The organism is Bacillus sp. FSL R5-0585 (assembly GCF_038004545.1).
GTDB lineage: Bacteria > Bacillota > Bacilli > Bacillales > Bacillaceae_G > Bacillus_A > Bacillus_A cereus.
Window position 1 is genome coordinate 3090706 of sequence record NZ_JBBORJ010000001.1, and the last position, 24755, is coordinate 3115460.

Sequence of the window (24755 nt, forward strand, 5' to 3'; positions counted from 1 at the left end):
TCTTTATAATATAAGAATTTTGTTCCCTTTTTAAGTATGCCGCAACACTTCTTGCATATCGCTTGGAAGCTTTATAGTGAAAGACATCTCTTTCTCTAAAATAGGATGATAAAACGTCAAAGATTTACTATGAAGTGCTTGCCGTTTCATTTCATCCCTTCTCCCTCCATATAAGCTATCACCAAGTAATGGATGTCCTATATGAGCCATATGCACACGAATTTGATGCGTTCTTCCTGTCTCAAGCTCAAGCGCTACATGTGTCTTATGATATGTACTATCAATTACTTTAAAATGAGTAACTGCCCTTTGTCCATCCTCACAAACCGTTCGCTCAATAATGCTATCAGATTTTCGACCAATTGGTGCATCAATCATTCCTTCTCGTTCTACAATCTTTCCGTGAACAATTGCTTCATACGTTCGTTTCACAGCTTTTTGTTGATGCTGCTTCGATAAAAGATGATGCACGAAACGATTTTTTGCAATAAGCATAAGCCCCGAAGTATCACGATCTAAACGTGTTACGATGTGCACTGTACTTGCAAGATGCTGCTTATCATAATGAGATAACAGCGCATTGGCAACACTTCCTGCCGGATGTTCTCTAGACGGAATCGTTGACATATTCGCCTCTTTATTAATGATAAGAACCGCGTCATCTTCATATATAATGTATAAAGGAATATCTTCTGCCATCATCCCTTCACTTCTTTCCTCCACTGGAAAAAAGACACGTAATTCTTCACCAGCACGCAACTGATGACGAACACTCGCATGTTGACCATTTACTTCAATTGCTCCGCCATGAAACTTTATATCCGTTAAAGCGGCTTTAGAAATACCTTTCGTTTTCAAAAATTCCCTAACTAAAGTTCCCTCTTCAGCCGGCCCTATATCCCATTTCAATGTAAATCTGTTCAAATATATAACCCTTTCTATTTATCTGCAACAAACGAGTCACGAACTCGTTTCCAGAACGGGAATGGGCGGAAACGAACAAATCGTACTTTCTCGTTTGCGACGCGATACTGGATTGATTTCACATCTTGATGAACCATCGTTAAATGATCCACTGTAATTTGTAAGTTCATTCCTGCAGCTGGCTTTAACACACATGTATGATGCTTCGGCAATACGAGTGGCGATCCTACAGTACGAAATACACGATTGTTAATGGACGCCATTTCTGCAATTTGAATCGCTTCAATAGATGGGTGAATAATTGCTCCGCCAAGCGCTTTATTATACGCGGTACTTCCTGAAGGAGTAGAGATACAAAGGCCATCTCCGCGGAATGTTTCAAAATATTCTCCGCGTATTTCTACTTCTGTTACTAATGTACCTTCTGCACTTTTTACAGTCGCCTCATTCATCGCTAAATACTGTGACTCTTTACTTCCATTCACATAGCGAATAATCACTTCTAAAAGCGGATATTCCACCACTTGGAATGGTGTTTTCGCAATCGCAATTACTAATTTCTCTACTTCTGTTGGTAACCAATCTGCATAGAAACCTAGATGTCCTGTATGTACACCAACAAATGCTGTTTCATCCAATCGATTATAATAACGATGAAACGCATATAAAAGCGTTCCATCTCCCCCAACAGAAATTACAATATCGGGTTCCTTTTCATCCATTATAAATCCAAAATCTAGCAAGTACTCTTTCATCGTGCTTGCCAGTGTATCTGATGATTGATCTCCCTTTGACATAATTGTAAATTTCATCGCCCAACACCCTTTAGTTTATGATTCGGAATCTTTCGTTTCTTGCTTTCTTGAAAAAGCCTTTTGCGCTTCTTGAATTTCAAGACGAATAGAAGACATTTCTTCATCTAATAAAAACGCCGCTTCAGCTGCACGTTGCAATCGTATTTTAATATCTTCAGGAAAACGTCCACTATATTTATAATTTAAAGAATGCTCAATTGTTGCCCAAAAGTTCATTGCTAGCGTGCGTATTTGGATTTCTACCAATACTTTTTGTTCACCTTGAATCGTTTGAACAGGATAACTAATGACAACATGATAAGAACGATAACCGCTATCTTTCTTTTGCGTGACATAATCACGTTCTTCCACGATTTCAAAGTCATTTCGTTTTCGAAGATATTCTACAACAGGCTTAATCTCATCAACAAATTGACACATCATTCTAAGCCCAGCAATATCCTGCATATCTTCTCTCAATCGGTCTAGCGGTACATTTCTCTTCTCCGCTTTATCAATAATACTTGCAACCGACTTTACCCTTCCTGTTACAAACTCAATTGGAGAATGCTCTGTTAACATTGCAAATTGAGTACGCATTCCTTTTAGTTTCACTTTTAGCTCTGCCACCGCTTGGTGGTAAGGTGCTAAAAATTCTTCCCAATTTCGATTCATTTCAACCACCACCAAAATCAATCCATTTGCTTATAGAAATACTTTTTCTACAGCAGTTACTAATTCTTCTCCGTAATTTGCATTACCTTCAATATTTTCAACTAAATATTCTACTTCTTCTTTTAATCCTTCTAATTCCATTTCAATGTCATTCACGCGAACGAACATAACCACATCGTTATTCATCGCTTCATGCATTGCTTCCCAGCATGTGTGCGGAATACTTACATAAATGAAAGATGATTCATTTTCTAAGATATATAAAAATGATAAATTGTCTGAGTCTACAAGTACGTGATTACGCGCACTTAACTCCTTTACCTCTATTTCACTATTTTCCGCACAAAAAATAAGAGCATTCTCTCTCTTTTCTACGCTCTTAACTTGGATTTTATTTTGCATGCTCTAACTCCTCCATCTCAACTTCCTGTCTTACTTAACAGTATTATTGTATCATAACATGGACGCAAACAAATAAAACATTGAACCAAATTTATGAAAAAGCGATAATGTGTAAAGAATTATTTTTCAAAAGGAGATTATACAATGACACAAGAAATTGAAATTGAATTCAAAAATATCGTTACAAAAGAAGAATTCGATACATTATGTAAATCGTTTTCTATTGAAGCATTTACAAAACAAGTGAATCACTACTTTGAAACACCTGACTTCTCGTTAAAAGAAGCTGGCTCTGCACTTCGTATTCGTCATAAAGGAGCAACTTATACGTTAACGTTGAAACAACCTGCAGAAATCGGTTTATTAGAAACGCATCAAGTCGTAACAGAAGGCGAAGCAAAAATGATGATGGAAACAAACACAATCATTCAAGGAGCAGTAGTAGATCAATTACACAAATTACAAATTCCTGTTTCTGCTTTAACATATATGGGTAGTTTAACAACAGAAAGAGCAGAAACATTATTTAAAGGCGGAACGCTTGTCTTTGATCATAGTTTCTATTACAATCACGATGATTATGAAATTGAATTTGAAGTGCAAGATGAAGAAACAGGAAAAGCTGCATTTATTCATTTATTAACGCAACATAACATACCTGTTCGCCATACAAATAACAAAGTAAAACGCTTTTTCCTTGCCAAACAAAACAAAGCACGCTAAAGTGAAAATTCCACTAGTGAATATGTTTCACTAGTGGATACATCTCACTAAAAAAGGTTACACCCGTAGAATAAGCAAAGAATCTTTGAGAAGGCTGTTTATTTGCCCTCTCGAACATTCCATTGCTACAATAGATATACATTTCATGGAAAAAGGAGTTTATAAAGGATGAGCAAGCAACCGATGACACCATTTGAAGCAATTGGCGGTGAACAATGCATTGCAATATTAGTAGATACATTTTATTCCTATGTCAGTAAACACCCTGACTTATCTCCCATCTTCCCGGAAGATTTAACAGAAACCGCTAGGAAGCAGAAGCAATTTTTAACCCAATATTTAGGTGGTCCTAATTTGTACACTGAAGAACATGGTCATCCTATGTTAAGAGCACGCCATCTCCCGTTTGAGATTACCCCAAAACGAGCAGAGGCTTGGCTATCATGTATGGAGCAAGCAATGGATGATACTGGAGTGCATGGTCATATAAGAGAGTTTGTTTTTGAACGTTTAGCATTAACCGCTCAGCATATGGTTAATACTCCAAACGAAACAGGTGAAGTGTAATGGATAAGCAGGAAGCAAAGCATATAAATATGCCATCTCCTTCCGCATGCGAGCATAAGTCTGTAGAAGCATATTTATTTATTGATCCACTTTGTAAAGATTGCTGGGAAATTGAGCCTTTTATTATTAAACTATGGCTTGAATACGGGAAATACTTCTCTATTCGTCATATCGTAACAGGAAAAGTGGATGGAACGAACGCTTCCTCACACAAATGGAATAAACCTGCTAATATTCGATTTGTGTGGGAAAAGACAACCAGTTTACAAGGTTTTTCATGTGATGGAAAGGTACATATGCAAGAAGCATCGTCAACACCATATTTAGTTTCGATGGCAATTAAGGCAGCGGAGTTGCAAGGCCGAAAAGCAGGTTCGAAGTTTTTGCGAAAACTCCAAGAATACATTTTCCTTGAAAATGTATCAAACCCTGACTGCGAACTATTACTTGCATGTGCGAAAGATAGCAATATTGATGTAGAAGAATTTAAAAAAGATCTACATTCTGCTAGTGCAAAAAAAGCTTTCCAATGTGACTTGAAATTCACGAATGAAATGCATATTACAGAAATACCTTCCCTCGTCTTTTTTCATGCGAATTCAGATGAAGAAGGTATTAAAATCGCTGGAAATTATTCCTACGATGTATACGTACAATTATTGAAAGAACTTGTAAAATGTGAAATTGAGCCAGAACCATTACCACCTTTAGAAGTGTTACTAGAAGCAACACAATTTATATCTTCAAAAGAAGTAGCATTTATTTATGATTGTCCGCAACAAGAAATTGAACGCGAACTAAAAAAATTACAACTGAAACGAAAAGTACAAATGATAGAAGTAAAATGCGAACGTTATTGGAAATGGATAGCAAAAGAAAAAGACCTGGTGTAAACACCAGGTCTTCTTCTTTACGGCTTATAAAAATATTAAAGGGGATGGGAGAAATTTTCACGTTCAAACAAAGGGGTATATGTTTGTATGTGAATTCGTTCACGCTTATTATATTACAAGATTCGACGTCAGATGACAACCCCTTTTGTCGAATTTCACACTTTTGTCACATTCTAAACGTTTTCATTTTTGAATAAGCTATAAAAAAGGTCATTTAGGGGGGTTATTTATGAAAAAATCTTATATTGCTCTTCTCTTTCTAGCTGTCATCGTTTCTTTTTTCTTGTACATCCTCTCTCTACTACAAGCTTTTCCTAAAATTATTGCCTTACCTCTTTTATTCGGAATCATCGTTATCACACTCTCTTATTTCAATTATAAAAAACGATTCAAAGGGTTTTAATTTCAAAAATCAGCCGTAAAGCTATCCTTTCAGTTAGAAAAAACAAAGAAATTCACCTTTTTTTCGACAAATACCGACATTGAATCTATTCAACAAAAAAGACGAGGATACAATCCCTCGTCTTTTTTCATTACTTTTCTTCAAATAATAATGCTTCTAATTCATTTAATTTCTCTTCAAATACTTGTAGCGCCTCTTTTACTGGTTCAGAAGATGCCATATCTACTCCTGCTTTTTTCAGCACTTCAATTGGATAATCAGAGCTTCCTGCTTTTAAGAACTCATTAATATAACGTTCTACTGCTGGTTGTCCTTCTTCTAAAATCTGTTTAGATAGAGCTGTCGCTGCACTAAATCCTGTTGCGTATTGATATACGTAATAGTTGTAGTAGAAGTGTGGAATACGAGACCATTCTAAACCAATCTCTTCGTCGATTACTAAAGCGTCACCGAAATATTTCTTATTTAAATCATAGTAAATTTCCGTTAACATGTCTGGCGTAACAGCATGTCCTTCTTGTACTTTCTTATGAATAATATGTTCAAACTCTGCAAACATCGTTTGACGGAATACAGTACCACGGAACCCTTCTAAATAATGATTTAATAAATATAGACGCTCTTTCTTATCTTCTGTCGTTTTTAATAAATAATCATTTAGAAGTGCTTCATTACAAGTAGATGCCACTTCTGCTACGAAGATGGAATAATCACCATATACGTGCGGTTGTGTTTTTCTTGTATAGTAACTATGCACCGAATGACCAAACTCATGAGCAAGTGTAAATAAATTATTTACATTATCATGCCAGTTCATTAAAATATACGGATTTGTTCCATATGCACCAGATGAATATGCCCCGCTTCGTTTTCCTTTATTCTCATACACATCTACCCAGCGATTTTCATATGCCTCTTTCAAAATATCAACATATTCATCACCAAGTACGTTTAAAGATTTTAATAAAAGGTCTTGCGCTTCTTCGTATTTCACATTCATTTTCACTTCTGGTACAAGTGGTGTATATAAATCATACATATGAAGCTCATCAAGTCCTAGTGCACGCTTACGAATATCGATGTAACGGTGTAATAAATGTAAGTTGTCATTTACTGTTTCAACGAGTTGATCGTATACTGCTTCCGGAATATTATTATTGCTCAGTGCAGCTTGGCGAGCAGAATCATATTTACGAACACGCGCATTGAAATTATTACGTTTTACTGCTCCGCTTAACGTACTTGCGAATGTGTTTTTAAATTTTCCATACGTTTCATATACAGCTTTAAATGCATCTTTGCGAACACGAGGATCATCACTTTCTAAAAACTGAATGTAACGGCCATGTGTAATTTCTATTTCTTCTCCGTCTTCCCCTTTAATAGATGGGAATTTTAAATCCGCGTTATTCAACATACCGAATGTATTGCTTGATGAACTCATTACTTCAGATGCTTCCGCTAATAAAGCTTCCTCAGCTTCTGATAATACGTGCGGGCGTTGACGTGTAATTTCTTCTAATGCATGTTCATATACACTTAAATCTCTATTTTCCTTCAAGAATGTTTGCAGTGTATCTTCTGAAATCGATAAAATTTCAGGCACAATATACGCTGTGCTACTAGATACTTGTGAATATAAATTTGTTGCACGATCATTTAATGCTTGATATACAGAGTTTGTTGTATCTTGATCGTAACGCATATGAGCATATGTATATAACTTACCTAATCGCATTGATATTTCATCTTCATATTGCAATGCCTCAAGTAAATTGTCCGCAGAGTCACCAAGTTTCCCTTTAAATTCAGTTAACTTCGGTAATAGCTCTTTAATAGCTTCGAATTCTTTTTCCCATTCTGCATCCGTTTGGAAAATATCTTCTAATCGCCACGTACTTGCTTCTTCAATCTCGTTGCGATCTGGTAATGCTTTCGCTTTGTTTTGTTCAGACATTCTTTAAGCCCTCCTTTAAATATCTCTACTTAAGTACAATTCGTTTTTTTCTTATGTAATTCCTTCACAATCATTCTTTATTATATCCGCTTTTCCTCCTCTCATGTTAAAATTTGCCTCAAATAAAGATAGCGCATGTATTAAGCAAATCTCATCATGTTTCATAATTTCCTCCTCTGTTTTTAACATCACGGCATCCCTTATTTTTCGGTACGTATAAGTTCCCACTTTACGTAAAACACCTATATAGCATAAAAATGTCATATATTCAGTAACTGCCATTTTCCATATGTGCTGCGAAAAGTACGGAAGTATCCGCCTTTTCGTATACCTTTTTACATAACTACACACGTATTGAAGAGAAATACACTCTCCCACTGCAAGCTCCCCTATACACTTCATATATAGAAAAGCTTGCCATATAAATGGGTTTGTTTGAAAAGCAAATGCAGAAGGGAGTGGAACACCAATTTCAGAAGGAAAGCTCGCTGGGGTACATTTAAATTGATATAAGAGGCGTAATAATGACTTATAATTATAATTCCAAATCGGTAAGGCATTTTGGCGGAAGTAGTTCTTTCTCTTCTTCCACTCTTCACCCAATCTTTCTTTCCCGAAAGGAACAGGAGAAAAAAGCATTTCAAAAGTAGTCGCATCAGTTGGTAAATATATAGTATGTGAGAAAAAAACATTTGTAGAAAAGGGAGTGACAAATGCACATTTCATAAATGATTTTTGTTTCGGACAGAAGAAAATAAGAAGTGGCTGAGGATAAGATTGTAAGGAGAAAGCCATAAGTGAGGAAAATTTCATCCAATATGCAGATTGCTTTTTCAATTGATTTCCACCAACGATCCAAATGACCTGTATACCAGCTTGCCAATACGAATATGTTCTTTTGTACAGCTGCTCTATAGCGAGGTTTGCACATTGGTATTCAATTGCAATTTTTCTACCCGCCCTCTCTACAAAAACATCTGGTCGTTGCTTAATTTCTGGGAGGTAGTACTCTATATCCACCTGAAAGTTTTGACGTTTGAACCATCTATATAACAATTCTTTACCATGCATATGATACTTTGATTCCGCTTCATAAAAGGCAAGACATGAATCCACTTTTTTATGAGCAAAATGCCAACTTTTTTGTTTCCCTAATTTCATTTGCACTTCCTTTCCGCAAGCTACACAAAAGAATCGTTCTTGTTGACGCATACGGCGCAAAAGCTCTTCATTACAATTATAGAGTAAATGAATTTTTTCACCGTTTTCTCTTTTAGCGATAAATATCGTAATCACACCCTTTCAGCTCCTTATATTCTACAATTTGTTACAAATTCCTTTTAAAAAAGAGATGTCCCAATTTCGGACATCTCTTTTTATAATAAAGGTGATAATAATCGGTACGTTGATTCAACAATTCGTCTATGAAGACGTCTTTTATGAAAATGATCACCATGAATTTCACTTGATTCTTCTAAATCATCTTTAAAGTCTTGAACAAGTTTTCGAATGCTATCTGTATCATATAAAAAGGCATTTACTTCAAAATTCAAATGAAAACTTCTCATATCCATATTAGCTGTCCCAATTGAAGCTAAATCAGAATCAACGATGACAATTTTACTATGAAGAAAACCTTTTTCGTATTCATATATCTTTACTCCTGCATCTAAAAGCTCTGGGAAGTACGATCTCGATGCGTAAAAGACAGTACGCTTATCCGGTTTACTCGGCATTAATAAACGAACATCAATACCAGCAAGTGCAGCAACCTTTAATGCGGATAAAATATCATCATCCGGAATAAAATACGGCGTTGCAATCCAAATAGATTTCCGAGCAGAAGCGATCATTGCGAAATATAAATGCTTAATCGTTTCCCACTTATTATCGGGGCCACCTGCAACTAGCTGCACGCCTCCCCAATGATCACCCTCAACTGCTTTTGCTTGTAAATATTCAGGGGCTAGCACAGCCTCCCCAGTCATATAAAACCAATCTTGAAGGAAAATAAGCTGTAAACTTTGAACCGCTTCACCACGTAAATACAAATGCGTATCTCGCCAAAAGCCAAAATATTTATTTTTCCCTAAATACTCATCACCGATATTTAATCCGCCTACAAACCCTTCGTTCCCATCAATCACAACAATTTTCCTATGATTTCGATAATTAATCTTATCGTTTAAAATCGGAAAGCGCACAGGAAAGAATGGAATCATTTCTACACCTGCATCGTTTAATTCTTCAATATACGATTTCGATAACTTAAAACTTCCAACCGCATCATATAAAAAGCGAACAACAACGCCTTCTTTCGATTTTTGTATTAAAATATCTTTAATTTCTGTTCCTAATTTATCATCACGCACAATGTAATATTCCATATGAATGTGATGTTTCGCTCGTTTTAACCCATTTAAAATAGCCCGAAACGTTTCATCTCCATTTGTTAATGTCCTCGTTTCAGTTTGAAATGAAATATTTAAAGCTCCTAATCGATCCGCTAAACGAAATAACAGTTCTTGATGCTTATGATTGCGTAAAATTCGTTCTTCGTAATCTTCATGCCCTTTATATTGTAAAAACGCCTGTTCATCAAGTAACGCCTTCTTTTGGAACATTCTTTTTCTTCGAAAATTTTGTCCAAATAATAAATAAGCAAAGAAACCAAATACCGGAAAAATTCCTAAAACAATTAACCATGTAAGTGTTTTAGATGGATGTCGATTTTCTAAGAAAATAACGCAACCAATTAAAAACGCAGATACTGTAAATAAAATACTAATAATACCTAAAATCGAAACATCTTTTATCCCAATCACATCTGAATAAAATGCTACATCAATAAACATACGTAACGAAACAAATAATGCGAACAATAGCAGTATAAAGAAAATCAGCTTTAACGTATTTTTCATCTCTTACCTCCTAACTAAGAAAGCTTTCCTATTCTTCATATAAAAAGCCGATTTCATACTACAGAAATCGGCCTACGTTTTAGCAGGAAAATTATTGCGAATCGTTTCAAGCGCATGCTCTTTCACAATTTGTTTTCCATACTCACTTACACGATGAATTGTTAAAGTTGATTCTTCTCCATATTCTAAAATAATACTTAAAATACGATCGATTTCTTCTTCATCATGTAGCACTTCATCGAATTCCACATATACATAATAGCGGTCCTCAAATGAATACAGCTCATCTTTTATATCTTCAAAGATAAGACGATGACTTAATGAAATGACATCTTCAAAATCATTAAATTTAATTAAAAAGCCAAACGTACCATCTTCATTAAAGTTTGTTCCTGTTTGTTCTTCTACCTCTTCGACTAATTCTTGTTGGAATAATGATTCGATGCCTTCATCTAGAGGAATATCTATAATTTTGTCTACCCCTATCGGTAGTTCCAGCTTTTGTCCGTCCTTTGAAAGCTCTGCTTTCGTGACAAGTACTTCAATCCCTTTATCGACTGCTTGCACTTGAATCCATAACGGTCCATCAATAAAGAAATCGTCATGATCACGAGCTTCGTCCATCATCTCCCAAAAGAGCTCTTCACTTCGTTCGCGATCATACCAAATTTCTTCACGATTAAATCCTCTATCCTCTATATCAATGTACGTAATAAAAAATTTCATCGTATGATCATTAATTCTTTCAATATCCAAAATACAACTCTCCCTTCCTGCTTAGAATTGTTATGAAGGGATTCCCCACTCATATGACAAATCAATAGATTCTTGTACTCTCATTTTATGATAAGATTCTCCAGAATGGAAATAAAATCGATTTATTTTACAAAAATAGTTATATACCTATCTTTACTCGATAAACTACATAAATATATTATTATAGCGATTTCTTACTTACAAAAAATTTGGACATACATTTCCACATTCCCCCGTACACTGTAATAAAGTGAAACTTCTATTAGAAGAGATTATTTAACAACAACTTTCTTCATCACATACATATAGTTCGCTTATTAAAACATCATAAATGGAGGCAGACGAATGGACTTAGAGTTTTTAACATCCGTACTAATGATTGTCGGTATCGATGTTGTATTAGGTGGTGACAATGCAATCGTCATCGCACTAGCTAGCCGAAATTTACCTGAATCGAAACGAAATAAGGCTATTTTGATCGGTACTCTTTTAGCGATTGTACTAAGAATTGTCCTTACTATACTAGCTGTCTATTTACTCGACATTCCATTTCTACAATTGATTGGCGGGGTTTTACTTACATTAATTGCAGTCAATTTATTAACCGATAATAGCAACGATCTTTCTTCTATTCAAGGAAAAACAACTTTATTTCAAGCTGTGCGGACAATTGTTTTCGCGGATCTCGTTATGGGGTTTGATAATGTTATTGCCATTGCAGGTGCAGCTCACGGGAGATTTTTACTCGTCATAATCGGCTTACTCATTTCTATCCCGATTATTATTTGGGGCAGCAAACTTATTTTAATACTTATGGAACGATTTCCATTCCTCATTTATTGCGGTGCAGCGATTCTTGCCTATACTGCAGGAAAAATGGTTACACATGAAGACAGACTTGCAACCTTTTTTCATAACAATCCAAGTTTCACTACAAGCATTCCTTATTTGTTCATTTTCACTATTTTATGCATCGGCTTTATCGTACAACAAGTTCGATTACGCAATGTGAAACATTAAAAAAAACCTTCTACTATATAATAGGTAGAAGGTTTTCATATTATTATAATTAATTTACAAGACGTTGTGCTTCACGTAATTGGAACGTTCTTACTGTACGTGGTAAGAAACGACGAATTTCGTCTTCGTTGTAACCAACTTGAAGGCGTTTCTCGTCAATCATAATTGGACGACGTAAAATCCCTGGATAGTCACGAATCATCTTATATAAATCTTGAAGTGGTAAAGACTCTAAGTTTACATTCAATTCTTGGAAAACTTTCGAACGAGTAGAAATAATCTCATCCGTTCCGCTTTCTGTCATACGTAAAATCTCTTTAATTTCCTCAATCGTTAATGGATCTGAGAAAATATTACGTTCTGTATAGGGAATATGATTTTCCTCTAGCCATAATTTCGCCTTTCTACAAGACGTACAGCTTGGAGAACTATATAATGTTACCATACAAAGCTCACTCTCCTTAAAGAGTACAAATTCTGTACTAAATACAGTTTTAATTTCTAACTTCAGCAATTTTTCGCGATAACTTGTCTTATTGAAAAGTACAAAAATCGCATTTCATGTAAGCAACAACTTATAATAAACAACAATTACTTTTAATAAGTAACTTCTATAATCATTATACAATAGATTTTGCAAGAAATATACAGTAAATTTCCTGCTAGTTGAGAAAACTCTTCCGTGCATTTCACTGCTATGTAACATGATTACGCTCAATTCAGCTGTACTTTAACAATAACTTTCAATCCTTTTACTACTCACTTCTCATAGATTTTTCATATAATATATAGTTATTTATCTATAATCTTCCCTATGAAAAAGAGAACGTTTTCTTACTTTTTCTTGATAAATCAATTAAGAAATGTAAGACTATACAAATGAGAATAAAAAGGAACGTTTGTTCTTATTTTAACAAATATCCTCCCTCCTGTCTACACGATTTCTAAAGTAAATTAAATATTTTTCTGACATTTCTTTCTTTTTCATTTTTTATCTCATACAATAAACATACAGACAGGCAAAGGGGGAGTTTTCAAATGATTGCTTTTTTTATTGATTTTATTACAGTTGCTGCCCTCATCATCGGAATAACAGCATTGATTGGTGTCATTACAAATAGCATCGGCGAAAAGCTCTTTGGTGGAAAAGAAAAAATGAAGTTTGTTAACAAAAGTTTGGGTGTACAATCTGGCTGGAACCAAGTTGGCGGAAAAGGTATTTATAAGAAACGAACGTATTAAAAAAAGCAGGCGATCACCTGCTTTTTTTCTTATTTCTCTACTGACGCCCATTTAAAGCTTAAATCGCCGCCATATTTATGGTTATACATATTTTTAATTGAATCTCTTTGTAAATATGCTCTACCACGTTGATATACTGGAACGATCGCAGCATCATCAAGTAACATTTTTTCTGCTTCTAATAAGTTCTTCCAACGAGCATTTACATCGCTTCCATCTTTTTTCGCCTTCATAATGATTTCATCGTATTTTGGATTAGAGTACTTCATCTTATTTTGAGACCCATCTGTTACAAACATATCAAGATATGTAATTGGATCTGGGAAGTCCGCACTCCATCCAGAGAATGACATGACATAATCGCCCGCATCTTCTAATTTTAGTTTTTGTGCGAATGGTTGTTGTTTAATTTTTACTGTTAAACCTGGTAAATTCTTTTCTAATTCACCTTTTAAATATTCACCAGTTTTCTTTGATAACTCTACATCTTCATTTAATAATTCTAATTCGATTTCATTTTTACCAAGTTCTTTTTTACCAGCTTCCCAATATTTCTTCGCTTCTTTCACGTTTGGTTTTACAATATCCCCGTTTACAGCACGGAAATCTTTTTTATCTGGTCCTTTAATGAAGTTATCAGGAATTAATCCTGTTGCTGGCTTAGAACCGTTATTTAATAATGTATCCACGAATGGCTTACGGTCAAAAGCAAGTGAAATTGCTTTACGAATATTTTTATTTGCTAAAGCTGGATCTTTTTGATTTAAACGAAGGAAGAATACAGATGTATCTTCTACTGTTTGGAAATCTGGTTTTCCTTTATATTTATCAATAAACTCCGCTAATAACGACGCTCGATCAATTGCATTTGTTTCATATAAGTTAATTGGCGTAGATGTATCTTTTACAATATTAAAGTTTACTTCTTCAATCTTCACTTCTTTATTGTCCCAATATGACGCGCTCTTTGTCATTTTAAAGCTACGTTCATGTTGCCAATCACTTAATGTAAATGGTCCGTTATAAAGCGTTGTATTCGCTTCCAAACCAAACTTCGTACCTTGCTCTTTCACAAACTTTTCATTCACAGGATAGAAGATTGGATATACCATTAAATCTACAAGGTATGGAATTGAATTATCTAATTCCACTTCTAATGTATAATCATCAATCGCCTTTACCCCTAATTGATCCGAACTCATCTCTTTTTTATTAATTTTCTCTGCATTTTTTATATCATACATAATATACGCTGATTTCGCAGCTGTATCTGGGTTAATCGCTCTTTGCCATGCGTATACGAAATCTTTTGCCGTCACAGGATCACCATTTGACCATTTTGCGTCTTCACGTAATTTAAATGTATATTTTTTACCATCTTCTGATTTTTGGAATTCCTTCGCTACACCAGGAACTAGCTTATCATCTTTTCCTAAACTGTATAAGCCTTCCATCGTATTACCCATTACTCTTGAAGAAACTGCATCAGCTGATAACGCTGGATCCATCGTTGGAATTTCTTGCGTTTCAATTAAGTTAATAACTTGCTTCGCACCGCTTTTCCCGCTATCCCCTTTAGCATTTGCTTGCGGTTCATCTTTTTGGTAGCTACATGCCCCTAACATCATGCTCATTGCTACTGTTGATACTACAAAAACTGGCATCTTTTTTTTCATACTTCCACCCTCCACAAAAATGTTAGCCCTTTCATTTTCAAACAGAAAGAAATATATATATGTTCTAATAATTCATATTATACACACAAATATATTTTTTGTATATTTATATTTCTATTTCATTAAAATTTCCTGTTAAAAAATAAATCTTTGTAAACGTTTCATATTGCTGATTATTCTTACTAAAGTGTTAAAAACAATATTTTTTATATTTTTCTAAATTATCAGAGAAAAATGAATTTTATATCTTATAATACTTTATGTATAATTATCCTTTTGTTTTTATCATAAAATAGCACTCTCTTCATAATAAAAATATGTAGGCTAAAATGAGTGCAAAGGTTAAGAAAGTATGTTACGATACATTTTGCTAAAAATAGATATCGGTAAAGAGGGGACGGACATGGCAGCAATTCAGGCAAAAAACAGGCCTACTGAGAAATTAAGTTTATTCTTATTAACATGGCCTATTTTTCTAGAAGTTTTTCTTTTTATGTTAATGGGGATCGCTGATACTTTCATGTTAAGTGCATTATCAGACGATGCTGTATCTGGGGTTGGTGCAGCGAATCAATACCTCCATATCGCTATTTTGGTACTAGAAGTCATCGGGAACGGCGCAGCTATCGTCGTATCTCAATACCTCGGTTCCAAACGCTTTATGGAAGCATCTAAAATATCAGCATTAGCCGTCACATTAAATTTAATAGTTGGGCTCGTTATAAGCGCTGGTTTTCTTTTATTTTCGAAACATATGATGCTCGCAATGAACTTACAAGGCGATGTACTAACGTATGCGCAAAACTACTTATCTATCGTCGGAGGAGCCATCTTCCTACAAGCTATTATTAACTCATTAGCCGCAATTATCCGTGTACACGGTTTTACAAAGCAAGCGATGTTTATTTCACTCGGAATGAATATGATTCATATCGCTGGAAACTACGTACTCATTTTCGGGAAATTTGGTTTTCCTGAGCTCGGTGTACAAGGGGCTGCAATTTCTTCCGCTATCAGTCGATTGATCGCACTTATTGTTTTCTTCTGGTTACTATACCGCGTTATGGAATATCGTGTGAAATTACAATATTACTTCACTTTATCCAAAGAATACATTGGGAAAATTTTAAAAATTGGCATTCCATCTGCATTTGAACAAGTGATGTATCAAGCTTGTCAAATCGTCTTCCTTTATTACGCAACGTACTTAGGAACGGAATCATTAGCCGCTAGACAATACGCTACGAACATTTCCATGTTTACTTATTTATTTGCAATTGCAATTGGTATGGGAACAGCCATTATTATTGGCCGCCTCGTTGGTGGTGGTGAAAAAGATGAAGCATACGAACGCTTGTGGAAAAGTGTAAAATGGGCGATTGGTGTAACTTTATGTATGGTCGCTCTCGTTATTACATTCCGTACACAATTAATGGGACTGTTTACAGATAATCCGTACATTATCGGGTTAGGCGCAAGTGTTCTTTTACTAAGTGTACTACTTGAAACGGGACGTACGATGAATATCGTCATCATTAATTCGCTTCGTGCAGCTGGTGATGCAAAATATCCTGTTTTAATCGGTGCATTCTCTATGGTGTTAATGAGTTTACCACTAGGTTACTTTTTCGCCTTTCATTTAGATATGGGGCTCGTTGGTATTTGGCTAGCAATCGCCATCGACGAATGGACACGTGCCATTATTATGTTCTTCCGCTGGAAAAGTAGAGCGTGGGAGCGTTATGCACTTGTTAAACCTGAAGAACAAGAGGAGAATGTTTCTGTTCAAGTTCAGTAATTTTGCATATGGATATCACTAATGATACATGAGATTTATATCGGCGATTCTTTAAATATATCGACTGACCGACAAATGTATACAATTCTTTTATATAGTAGAAAAAGAGCCATCCTTCCATAACAGAAGAATGGCTCTTTTTCTTATTGATAAATCTCTTTATATTTCTTGTACTCCGCTTCCGAACATAGTACGAAATGTCCTGGGCGAATTTCACGCATTGTTGGTGCCTCACTACCATAATTATGCTGTGATGGATCATATACGATACGTTTACGATTGCGCTCATAATCTGGATCTGGAAGTGGAATCGCTGACAATAGTGATTTCGTATATGGATGAATTGGATTTGCATATAATTCATCACTTGTTGTTAACTCAACGATTTGGCCACGGTACATTACACCAATACGATCACTAATGTATTTTACCATTGATAAATCATGGGCGATGAATAAGTATGTTAAACCTTTTTCTTTTTGTAACTTTTTCAGTAAGTTTACAACTTGCGCCTGAATCGATACGTCAAGTGCTGAGATCGGCTCATCGGCAATGATAAATTCTGGGTCTACAGCAAGCGCTCGAGCAATACCGATACGCTGACGTTGTCCACCTGAGAATTCGTGTGGGAAACGGTTTGCGTGCTCTTTATTTAAACCAACTGTGTTTAATAGTTCATGAACACGGTCCATGCGCTCTTTTTTACTTTTCGCTAATCCGTGAATATCAATACCTTCCGCGATAATATCCCCTACTGTCATACGAGGATTTAATGATGCGTATGGATCTTGGAAAATCATTTGCATTTTACGGTTGAATTTCTTCAGTTCTGCGCGTGATTTCTTACCATGTACATTTTCACCATCGAACAATACTTCACCAGCAGTTGCATCATATAAACGAATAATCGTTCTTCCAGTTGTCGATTTACCACAACCCGATTCTCCTACCAGACCAAATGTTTCTCCGCGGTAAATATCAAATGAAATATCATTAACCGCTTTGACAACACCACCACTCACGTCGAAGTGTTGCTTTACATTTTTTACTTCAATTAATTTCTCACGTTGTTTAGTCATGTTGTTCACCTGCTTTCATTTGAAGAATGCGTCTTTCAACGACTGCCGGCGGTTTTACTTCTGGAGCTTGCTCGTGAAGTAACCAAGTTGCCGCATAGTGCGTATCACTTACTTTAAATAAAGGTGGGTCCATTTCAAAGTCAATTTTCAGTGCCTGTGGGTTACGTGGTGCAAAAGCATCTCCCTTTGGCGGCTTCAATAAATCTGGAGGTGTTCCAGGGATTGCATATAACTCTTCTTCTGAACCATCTAAACTTGGCATAGATGCGATTAAACCCCAAGTATATGGATGTTTCGGATTGTAGAAAATTTCATCTACAGTTCCAATTTCAACAACTTTACCAGCGTACATAACTGCCACTCGGTCCGCAACGTTTGCTACTACACCTAAGTCATGCGTAATGAAAATGATTGCTGCTTCTGTTTTTTGCTGAATGTCTTTCATAAGTTCTAAAATTTGCGCCTGAATCGTAACGTCTAGCGCTGTTGTCGGCTCATCGGCAATTAATAATTTCGGGTTACAAGCTAACGCCATCGCAATAACTACACGCTGTCTCATACCACCTGAGAATTGGTGAGGATATTGTTTTAAACGAGCTTCTGGATTTGGAATACCTACAAGGTCAATTAACTCTAAAGCAACTTTACGTGCATCTGCTTTACTCATCCCTTGGTGTTTAATTAGACCTTCCATAATTTGATTTCCAATTGTCATCGTTGGGTTTAATGATGTCATTGGATCTTGGAAAATCATCGCAATATCTTTACCGCGTACTTGCTGCATTTCTTTTTCTGTTAATTTTGTTAAGTCACGACCTTCAAATACGATTTCACCATTTTTAATGCGTCCAGGAGGATTCGGAATTAATCCCATTAACGCTTTAGAAGTAACTGATTTCCCTGAACCAGATTCTCCTACAATCGCCAATGTTTCTCCTTTTTTCAAATCAAAAGTAACGCCGCGTACAGCTTGTACTTCACCTGCATGTGTATCAAAGGAGACTTGTAAATCTTTTACCTCTAACAATGTTTTCATCTTTGCCTCTCCCCTCTTTTACTTACGCATTTTTGGATCTAACGCGTCGCGTAATCCGTCTGCCATTAAGTTAAACGCTAAAATTAATATACTGATGACAACCGCAGGGATGAACATCATATGCGGATACGTTTGAATAGATTTATAACCATCATTTACAAGAGAACCTAGTGACGCAAATGGTGGCTGAATTCCTAAACCGATGAAACTTAAGAACGCTTCACCAAACACCGCTGATGGAATTGTAAACATCGTCATTACGATAATAGGTCCCATTACGTTTGGAATTAAATGTTTCACAATTAATTGTGTATTTGTTGCGCCTAATGTACGAGATGCTAATACATATTCTTGGTTTTTTAATTTTAAGATTTGTCCACGAACAATACGCGACATCCCTATCCAACCTGTAATCGCCATCGCAAGTGTAATTGACCAAATACCAGATCCCATAATGATTACCATTAAAATAACGATGATTAAGTATGGAATACCGTTAATAATCTCCATAATACGTTGCATAATGTTATCTACTCTACCGCCGTAGAATGCTGAAATACCTCCGTATGCAACCCCAATTACTAAGTCAATTGCTGCCGCTAAAAGAGCGATATATAATGATACGCGTGTACCTTCCCATGTTCTTGTCCATAAGTCACGGCCAAGGTCATCTGTACCAAACCAGAAGTACTCTTTAATATCACGTTTTTCATATTGGTCAACACCATATTGATCTGTACCGTCAAATGGTAACCAATGAACATTTTCAATAACTGGAATTTTTGGTGGTAATTTCGCACGACCTAAATCTTGCTCTTTATACGAGTGTTTACTTACCATCGGTCCAAAAATCGCTAATAGCGCAATGATAACTAACAATACAAGGCCAAGCATCGCACCTTTATGTTGGAATAAACGTCTTCTTACATCTTGCCAAAACGTTAAGCTTGGACGGGCAATGACTTCATTATCAACATTATTTTGATTGGCTTGTTGAAATAAATCTGGAGATAATTTTTGTACATCTTTCATCATTTTTTCCCTCCCGCTAAACGAATACGAGGATCAATAATTCCGTATAAAATATCGACAATGAAAATAACTAAAATGAAGATCGCACTATAGAAAATCGTAGTTCCCATAATAACTGTATAGTCATTTAAAGTAATCGATTTAACGAATTGTTCCCCAAGTCCTGGTACAGCATAAATTTGCTCGATAACAAGTGTTCCTGTAATTAATGCCGCAACCATTGGTCCTAAAATTGTTACAACTGGAATTAACGCGTTACGAAGTGCATGTTTGACAATGATAACGCCTTGGCTAATTCCTTTCGCTTTCGCTGTTAAAATGTAATCGGCTTGCATAACTTCAATTAATTCTGCACGAGAGAAACGTGCGATTGTCGCGATAACTCCCATCGATAATGCAATTGTAGGCATTACAGTAAACTCTGGTCCTTTCCAGAATGCTACTGGGAACCAGCCTAGTTTTACCCCTACGAAATATTGCAGTAATGCGGCGAATACGAATGATGGTACCGACATTCCGAGTACCGAAATAACTGTTGCACTATAATCTACCCACGTATTATTACGAAGCGCGGCAACAATACCTAAAATTAAACCGATAAATGTTCCTAATATAATCGCTTGTAAACCTAATTGGGCTGATGGTCCAATACGATCTACAATCATGTCTGTTACTGGGCGGTTATCATATTGGAATGATACCCCTAAATCACCTTTTGCTAGGTTACCTAAGTAACGTGCGTATTGAACTGGTACCGGATCATTCAATCCGTATTTTTCAAGAATGATTTCTTTTTGTGCCGGTGATAGCTTCTCCTGGTTTTTAAGCGGAGAACCCGGAAGTAATTTCATCAAAAAGAAAGTCAGTGTAGTAATTAAAAATAATGTCAAAGCCATGTACACGAAACGTTTTAATACATAACGTCCCATAGTCAAGCACCTCCCCGTTTTTCTCAAAAGCAATAAGATAGTTTAAAATATTCTTACTTTTATTTTTTTAAAATAAGAGCATATGCCCATCATAGGCATATACCCTTGTAAACGATGGAAAAAAAGATTATTTTTGTTCAACAGATGCCCATTTGTAAGTTAATTTACCACCATAGTTAATTGGGATAATATCTTTTACGGCACCTTTTACTACATACGCTGAACCTTTTTGGAAGATTGGAGTGATAACTGCATCCTCTTTAATTAACATTTTCTCTACTTCTAGAAGGTTGTCCCAGCGAGCTTGTAAATCTTTTGTATCTGTTTTAGCTTTTAGGATTAACTCATCATATTTCTGATTAGAATACCCTGTTTTATTTTGAGAACCATTCGTAACAAACATATCTAAATATGAGATTGGATCTGGGAAATCTGGTCCCCAAATACTAAACGCAATATCATATTGCTGAGAATCTTCTAATTTATTTTTTTGTGCGAATGGTTGCTGTTTAATTTTAATTGATAAACCTGGTAAGTTCTTTTCCATCTCACCTTTTAAGAATTCCCCAACTTTTTTAGCATCTTCATTATCAAAGTTTAAGAATTCTAGTTCGATTTTATCAGTTCCAAGCTCTTTCTTCGCTGTTTCCCAAAGCTTTTTCGCTTCTTTTGGATTTGTTTCAACTAGCTTTCCATTTTCAGCTCGGAAATCTTTTTTATTCGGACCTTCAGCGAAATCTTTTCCAACAAATCCGTAAGCTCCAATTGCACCGTTATTTAAAATAACTTTTGCAATGTTATCACGGTCAAAGGACATTGAAATTGCTTTTCTTAAGTTTTTATTACTTAAGTACTGATTACTTTGATTAAATCTTAAGTAAGCAACCCCTGCTTCTTTTCTTGTTTGGAACTCTGGGCTTTTTCTAAACTTATCAACAAATTCAGACGTTAAAGCCGCTCGATCAATCGCGTTTGTCTCATATAAATTTACATCAGTTGCTGTATTTTTTACAATATTAAAGTTGATTTCTTCGATTTTAACCGTTTTATTATCCCAATATGAAGGATTCTTCTTGAATTGGAAACTTTGTTCATGTTTCCAATCACTCATAACGAATGGACCGTTATATAATGTTGTATTTGCCTCTAAACCAAATTTATCACCTTGTGCTTTTACAAAGTTTTCATTTAGTGGGTAAAATACTGGATAAACTGTTAAATCGATAAAGTAAGGAACGGGATTGTCTAATTCTACTTCTAATGTATAATCATCAATCGCTTTTACACCTAATTGGTCAGCAGGTAATTCTTTTTTATGAATTTTCTCTGCATTTTTAATATCGAACATAATGTACGAATACGTTGCTTTTGTATCTGGATTTACTGCTCTTTTCCATGAATACACAAAATCTTTAGCTGTTACAGGTTCCCCATTCGACCATTTCGCATCTTTTCTTAATTTAAATATGTATTTCTTCCCATCATCTAGCTTTTCGACATCTTCTGCAACTCCAGGCATTCTCTTTTGATCTTTGCCAATACGATATAAACCTTCCATCGTATTATTTAATGCTGTAGAAGACGAAGAATCAGATGCCAATGATGCATCCATTGACGGAATTTCAGATAACTCTGTTAAATTAAGAATCTGTTTTCCGTTACTACTACTCGTAGCGTTCTCTTTCCCTTTTGCTTTTGCGTCATCTTTTTGGTAGCTACACGCGCTAAGCAACATACTTGCAGTTAAAGTTGATGCAAGTAATAACGGTATCTTTTTCTTCATGTTGTGTTGCCTCCCCTAATTGCACTTCCTGTACCCTCACTTGTTAAAAAGTAGAATTGAAAGAATAATCTCCAAGTTTCTACAATTTTCATTATACATATAATATAACAATTGTGAATATAGTTTTTTGTTTTTTTGTTAAAATTTTTAATAAAATATTTATATTTTTAATTTTTCGTAAAGGGATACATTAACATTGCTACCATCATCTTAAAATCAGACCTTTAATTGCGTATAATTTTCAAAAAATTAATCCTAGTACTTATTATAGCTTTTATAGTATAATAATTCTAGTAATATTTTGACGGAGGGGAATATTTTGAATAAAGTTTTTTTTCATACTTGTATACTAATTTTTATAGCGATGATTGCTTCTAGTATTGGTGCATTCCTCATTTCATCTCAATTTTTGTTGAACTTTGTCAACATTTTGTTTTATATTGCACTGTTTTTTATTCTGATCGGCGGTTTTTTATACATATTTCAAAATGGTTTTTTCAATGTAACCATTTACGCATTCCAAAGAGTATTTGGTACGAACAAAAAGATTGACTCTTTAATTGAAGAAGTCGAGGAACCTACAGATAAGAAAGAACGTATTTATAAAACATATTCATTCAAATGGACATATCCAATTTGTATTACAGGTATCTTCCTTGGGTTGTTCTCGACCCTCATTAGCTTTACTATTTTGATGTAGTTTGCAAACACTATCCCATATGATATAATAATCAGCAAAACATTTTGTTATAAAACTTTAGTTCTTTCATATTAAAAGAGCTCAAGTAACAATAAATAAATTTATATGTATGCGATGATAAAGAAGAGTACATATTGAGGCAATTTCAGAGAGCTTGTGGTTGGTGTGAACAAGTAATTGTACAGTATGGAATGGGCTTTTGAGCACCAAACCGAACCGAAAGTAGTAGGCTTTGGCGTTATATCCAAACGTTATTATGGATTAGAGAGATTTCACAGTAGTGAAATAATTAGGGTGGTACCACGGTCCATTCGTCCCTATAGTTTTTGGGATGAATGGGCTTTTTTGTTTGCCTTCTCTTCCCCACATCACGCATTCTATTTTAGGAGGAATTACTTATGTCAGTTATCTTTTCTGGTATTCAACCAAGTGGAACGATTACACTTGGAAACTATTTAGGAGCAATGAAGCAGTTTACAGAGCTTCAAAATGAACACGACTGTTATTTCTGTATTGTAAACCAACATGCGATTACAGTACCTCAAGATCCCGTCGGGCTTCGTAAAAACATCCGCAGTCTTGCTGCACTTTATGTAGCATGCGGCATCGATCCTGAAAAAGCTACTTTATTTGTACAATCAGAAGTACCAGCACACGCTCAACTAGGATGGATCATGCAATCTGTTGCTTACGTTGGAGAATTAGAACGTATGACGCAATATAAAGATAAAGCTTCTGGTAGAGATTCAGTTCCAGCTGGATTACTTACGTATCCACCATTAATGGCTGCTGATATTTTACTTTACAACACTGAAATCGTGCCGGTTGGTGATGACCAAAAGCAACATATCGAATTAACACGTGACTTAGCAGAGCGTTTCAACAAACGTTACCGTGAAATCTTCACAATGCCTGAAATTCGCATTCCAAAAGTAGGAGCTCGCGTTATGTCATTAACAGAGCCTACGAAAAAAATGAGTAAATCTGATCCGAATCCAAAATCAATGATTAGTATGCTTGATGAGCCAAAAACAATTGAAAAGAAAATTAAGAGTGCTGTAACTGACTCTGAAGGTATTGTGAAATTTGATAAGGAAAACAAACCTGGTATCTCTAATTTATTAACAATCTACTCTTCATTCTCTGGAAAAACAGTTGAAGAAATCGAAGCAATGTACGAAGGAAAAGGATACGGCGACTTCAAAGGCGACCTAGCGCAAGTAGTCGTAGAAGCTATTCGTCCAATCCAAGACAAATATAACGAACTAATCAACTCACCAGAACTAGACGAAATCCTAGACAAAGGTGCAGAAAAAGCAAACCGCGTTGCATTCAAACAACTACGCAAAGTAGAAAACGCAATGGGACTAAGCAGAAAACGTAGGTAACATATAAAGCGGAGGCGACTGCTTAGCCCTGACGGCTAAGGTTCTTTCCCACAGAAG

At 35.5% G+C, this 24755-nt stretch carries 24 protein-coding genes and 1 other annotated feature; of the genes, 9 read left to right on the forward strand and 15 right to left on the reverse strand.

From position 1 onward, the window contains the following. Positions 1–30 precede the first annotated feature (30 nt). The 4 genes from MKY38_RS15885 to MKY38_RS15900 are packed head-to-tail and all read right to left on the reverse strand — an operon-like array spanning position 31 to position 2795. On the reverse strand, positions 31–924 hold the full coding sequence (locus tag MKY38_RS15885) for an RluA family pseudouridine synthase (RefSeq protein ID WP_065223872.1): 894 nt from the start codon (positions 922–924) through the stop codon (positions 31–33). A 14-nt stretch (positions 925–938) separates the two neighbouring features. Further along, complete coding sequence (locus MKY38_RS15890) at positions 939–1736, reverse strand: NAD kinase (RefSeq protein ID WP_000673190.1); 798 nt, start codon at positions 1734–1736, stop codon at positions 939–941. Positions 1737–1754: 18 nt separating this feature from the next. Further along, positions 1755–2393, reverse strand: coding sequence for a GTP pyrophosphokinase (locus tag MKY38_RS15895; RefSeq protein ID WP_001081482.1), 639 nt, complete (start codon positions 2391–2393; stop codon positions 1755–1757). Between the two features lie 30 nt (positions 2394–2423). Continuing rightward, complete coding sequence (locus tag MKY38_RS15900; RefSeq protein WP_001180003.1) at positions 2424–2795, reverse strand: UPF0738 family protein; 372 nt, start codon at positions 2793–2795, stop codon at positions 2424–2426. A 144-nt stretch (positions 2796–2939) separates the two neighbouring features. Between MKY38_RS15900 and MKY38_RS15905 the strand changes: the two genes are divergently transcribed. From MKY38_RS15905 to MKY38_RS15920, 4 genes are all read left to right on the forward strand, one after another. After that, entirely contained in the window at positions 2940–3518 is a 579-nt protein-coding gene (locus MKY38_RS15905) for a CYTH domain-containing protein (protein ID WP_065223871.1), read from the forward strand. Between the two features lie 168 nt (positions 3519–3686). After that, positions 3687–4085 (forward strand): globin domain-containing protein, encoded by a 399-nt coding sequence (locus MKY38_RS15910; RefSeq protein WP_000043386.1) that lies wholly within the window; start codon positions 3687–3689, stop codon positions 4083–4085. After that, complete coding sequence (locus MKY38_RS15915; RefSeq protein ID WP_000360645.1) at positions 4085–4978, forward strand: ClpXP adapter SpxH family protein; 894 nt, start codon at positions 4085–4087, stop codon at positions 4976–4978. Before MKY38_RS15910 ends, MKY38_RS15915 begins: the two co-directional genes overlap by 1 nt. Before the next feature lie 229 nt (positions 4979–5207). Continuing rightward, the gene (locus MKY38_RS15920; protein WP_000750355.1) at positions 5208–5381 is read left to right on the forward strand and encodes a hypothetical protein; all 174 of its coding nucleotides are present in this window, start codon (positions 5208–5210) and stop codon (positions 5379–5381) included. Positions 5382–5511: 130 nt separating this feature from the next. Here MKY38_RS15920 and pepF read toward each other — a convergent pair whose 3' ends face one another. The 4 genes from pepF to mecA form a co-directional block, all read right to left on the reverse strand. Then, positions 5512–7338: an oligoendopeptidase F gene (gene pepF / locus MKY38_RS15925; RefSeq protein WP_341049157.1), complete on the reverse strand. Its 1827-nt coding sequence runs from the start codon at positions 7336–7338 to the stop codon at positions 5512–5514. Positions 7339–7389: 51 nt separating this feature from the next. Beyond that, the gene (locus tag MKY38_RS15930) at positions 7390–8634 is read right to left on the reverse strand and encodes a competence protein CoiA (protein WP_341049158.1); all 1245 of its coding nucleotides are present in this window, start codon (positions 8632–8634) and stop codon (positions 7390–7392) included. A gap of 80 nt (positions 8635–8714) precedes the next feature. After that, positions 8715–10259: a cardiolipin synthase gene (locus tag MKY38_RS15935; RefSeq protein WP_000799194.1), complete on the reverse strand. Its 1545-nt coding sequence runs from the start codon at positions 10257–10259 to the stop codon at positions 8715–8717. Between the two features lie 72 nt (positions 10260–10331). Beyond that, entirely contained in the window at positions 10332–11015 is a 684-nt protein-coding gene (gene mecA, locus MKY38_RS15940; protein ID WP_000350713.1) for an adaptor protein MecA, read from the reverse strand. Positions 11016–11360: 345 nt separating this feature from the next. On the opposite strand from mecA, the gene MKY38_RS15945 reads away from it, so the two are divergent. Continuing rightward, positions 11361–12035 (forward strand): TerC family protein, encoded by a 675-nt coding sequence (locus MKY38_RS15945; RefSeq protein WP_065223869.1) that lies wholly within the window; start codon positions 11361–11363, stop codon positions 12033–12035. Between the two features lie 49 nt (positions 12036–12084). On the opposite strand, the gene spx is transcribed toward MKY38_RS15945, so the two are convergent. Further along, entirely contained in the window at positions 12085–12480 is a 396-nt protein-coding gene (gene spx, locus MKY38_RS15950) for a transcriptional regulator Spx (RefSeq protein WP_000258267.1), read from the reverse strand. A gap of 593 nt (positions 12481–13073) precedes the next feature. On the opposite strand from spx, the gene MKY38_RS15955 reads away from it, so the two are divergent. Further along, a complete protein-coding gene (locus tag MKY38_RS15955) occupies positions 13074–13277 on the forward strand; it encodes a hypothetical protein (protein ID WP_000559972.1) in 204 nt (67 codons plus the stop codon). A gap of 29 nt (positions 13278–13306) precedes the next feature. Here MKY38_RS15955 and MKY38_RS15960 read toward each other — a convergent pair whose 3' ends face one another. Beyond that, positions 13307–14953, reverse strand: coding sequence for a peptide ABC transporter substrate-binding protein (locus tag MKY38_RS15960; protein WP_137049845.1), 1647 nt, complete (start codon positions 14951–14953; stop codon positions 13307–13309). Between the two features lie 352 nt (positions 14954–15305). Between MKY38_RS15960 and MKY38_RS15965 the strand changes: the two genes are divergently transcribed. Then, positions 15306–16751: an MATE family efflux transporter gene (locus MKY38_RS15965; RefSeq protein ID WP_065223868.1), complete on the forward strand. Its 1446-nt coding sequence runs from the start codon at positions 15306–15308 to the stop codon at positions 16749–16751. 143 nt (positions 16752–16894) lie between these two features. On the opposite strand, the gene MKY38_RS15970 is transcribed toward MKY38_RS15965, so the two are convergent. From MKY38_RS15970 to MKY38_RS15990, 5 genes are all read right to left on the reverse strand, one after another. After that, positions 16895–17830: an ABC transporter ATP-binding protein gene (locus MKY38_RS15970; RefSeq protein ID WP_000166348.1), complete on the reverse strand. Its 936-nt coding sequence runs from the start codon at positions 17828–17830 to the stop codon at positions 16895–16897. After that, positions 17823–18866 carry an ABC transporter ATP-binding protein gene (locus tag MKY38_RS15975; protein WP_000854347.1) on the reverse strand — a complete coding sequence of 348 codons (1044 nt, stop codon included), beginning with the start codon at positions 18864–18866 and terminating at the stop codon, positions 17823–17825. Before MKY38_RS15975 ends, MKY38_RS15970 begins: the two co-directional genes overlap by 8 nt. Positions 18867–18884: 18 nt before the next feature. Continuing rightward, positions 18885–19901 carry an oligopeptide ABC transporter permease gene (opp3C, locus tag MKY38_RS15980; protein ID WP_000974106.1) on the reverse strand — a complete coding sequence of 339 codons (1017 nt, stop codon included), beginning with the start codon at positions 19899–19901 and terminating at the stop codon, positions 18885–18887. Further along, complete coding sequence (opp3b, locus tag MKY38_RS15985; protein WP_000534167.1) at positions 19898–20827, reverse strand: oligopeptide ABC transporter permease; 930 nt, start codon at positions 20825–20827, stop codon at positions 19898–19900. The genes opp3C and opp3b overlap by 4 nt, the downstream gene beginning before the upstream one ends. A 127-nt stretch (positions 20828–20954) precedes the next feature. Next, positions 20955–22610 (reverse strand): peptide ABC transporter substrate-binding protein, encoded by a 1656-nt coding sequence (locus tag MKY38_RS15990; protein WP_065223867.1) that lies wholly within the window; start codon positions 22608–22610, stop codon positions 20955–20957. 319 nt (positions 22611–22929) lie between these two features. On the opposite strand from MKY38_RS15990, the gene MKY38_RS15995 reads away from it, so the two are divergent. Both MKY38_RS15995 and trpS read left to right on the forward strand, forming a co-directional pair. Further along, positions 22930–23310: a DUF3899 domain-containing protein gene (locus MKY38_RS15995; RefSeq protein WP_001044997.1), complete on the forward strand. Its 381-nt coding sequence runs from the start codon at positions 22930–22932 to the stop codon at positions 23308–23310. Between the two features lie 105 nt (positions 23311–23415). Further along, positions 23416–23632 (forward strand) — a binding site (T-box leader). 76 nt (positions 23633–23708) lie between these two features. Next, positions 23709–24698: a tryptophan--tRNA ligase gene (gene trpS / locus MKY38_RS16000; RefSeq protein WP_000110982.1), complete on the forward strand. Its 990-nt coding sequence runs from the start codon at positions 23709–23711 to the stop codon at positions 24696–24698. Positions 24699–24755 lie beyond the last annotated feature (57 nt).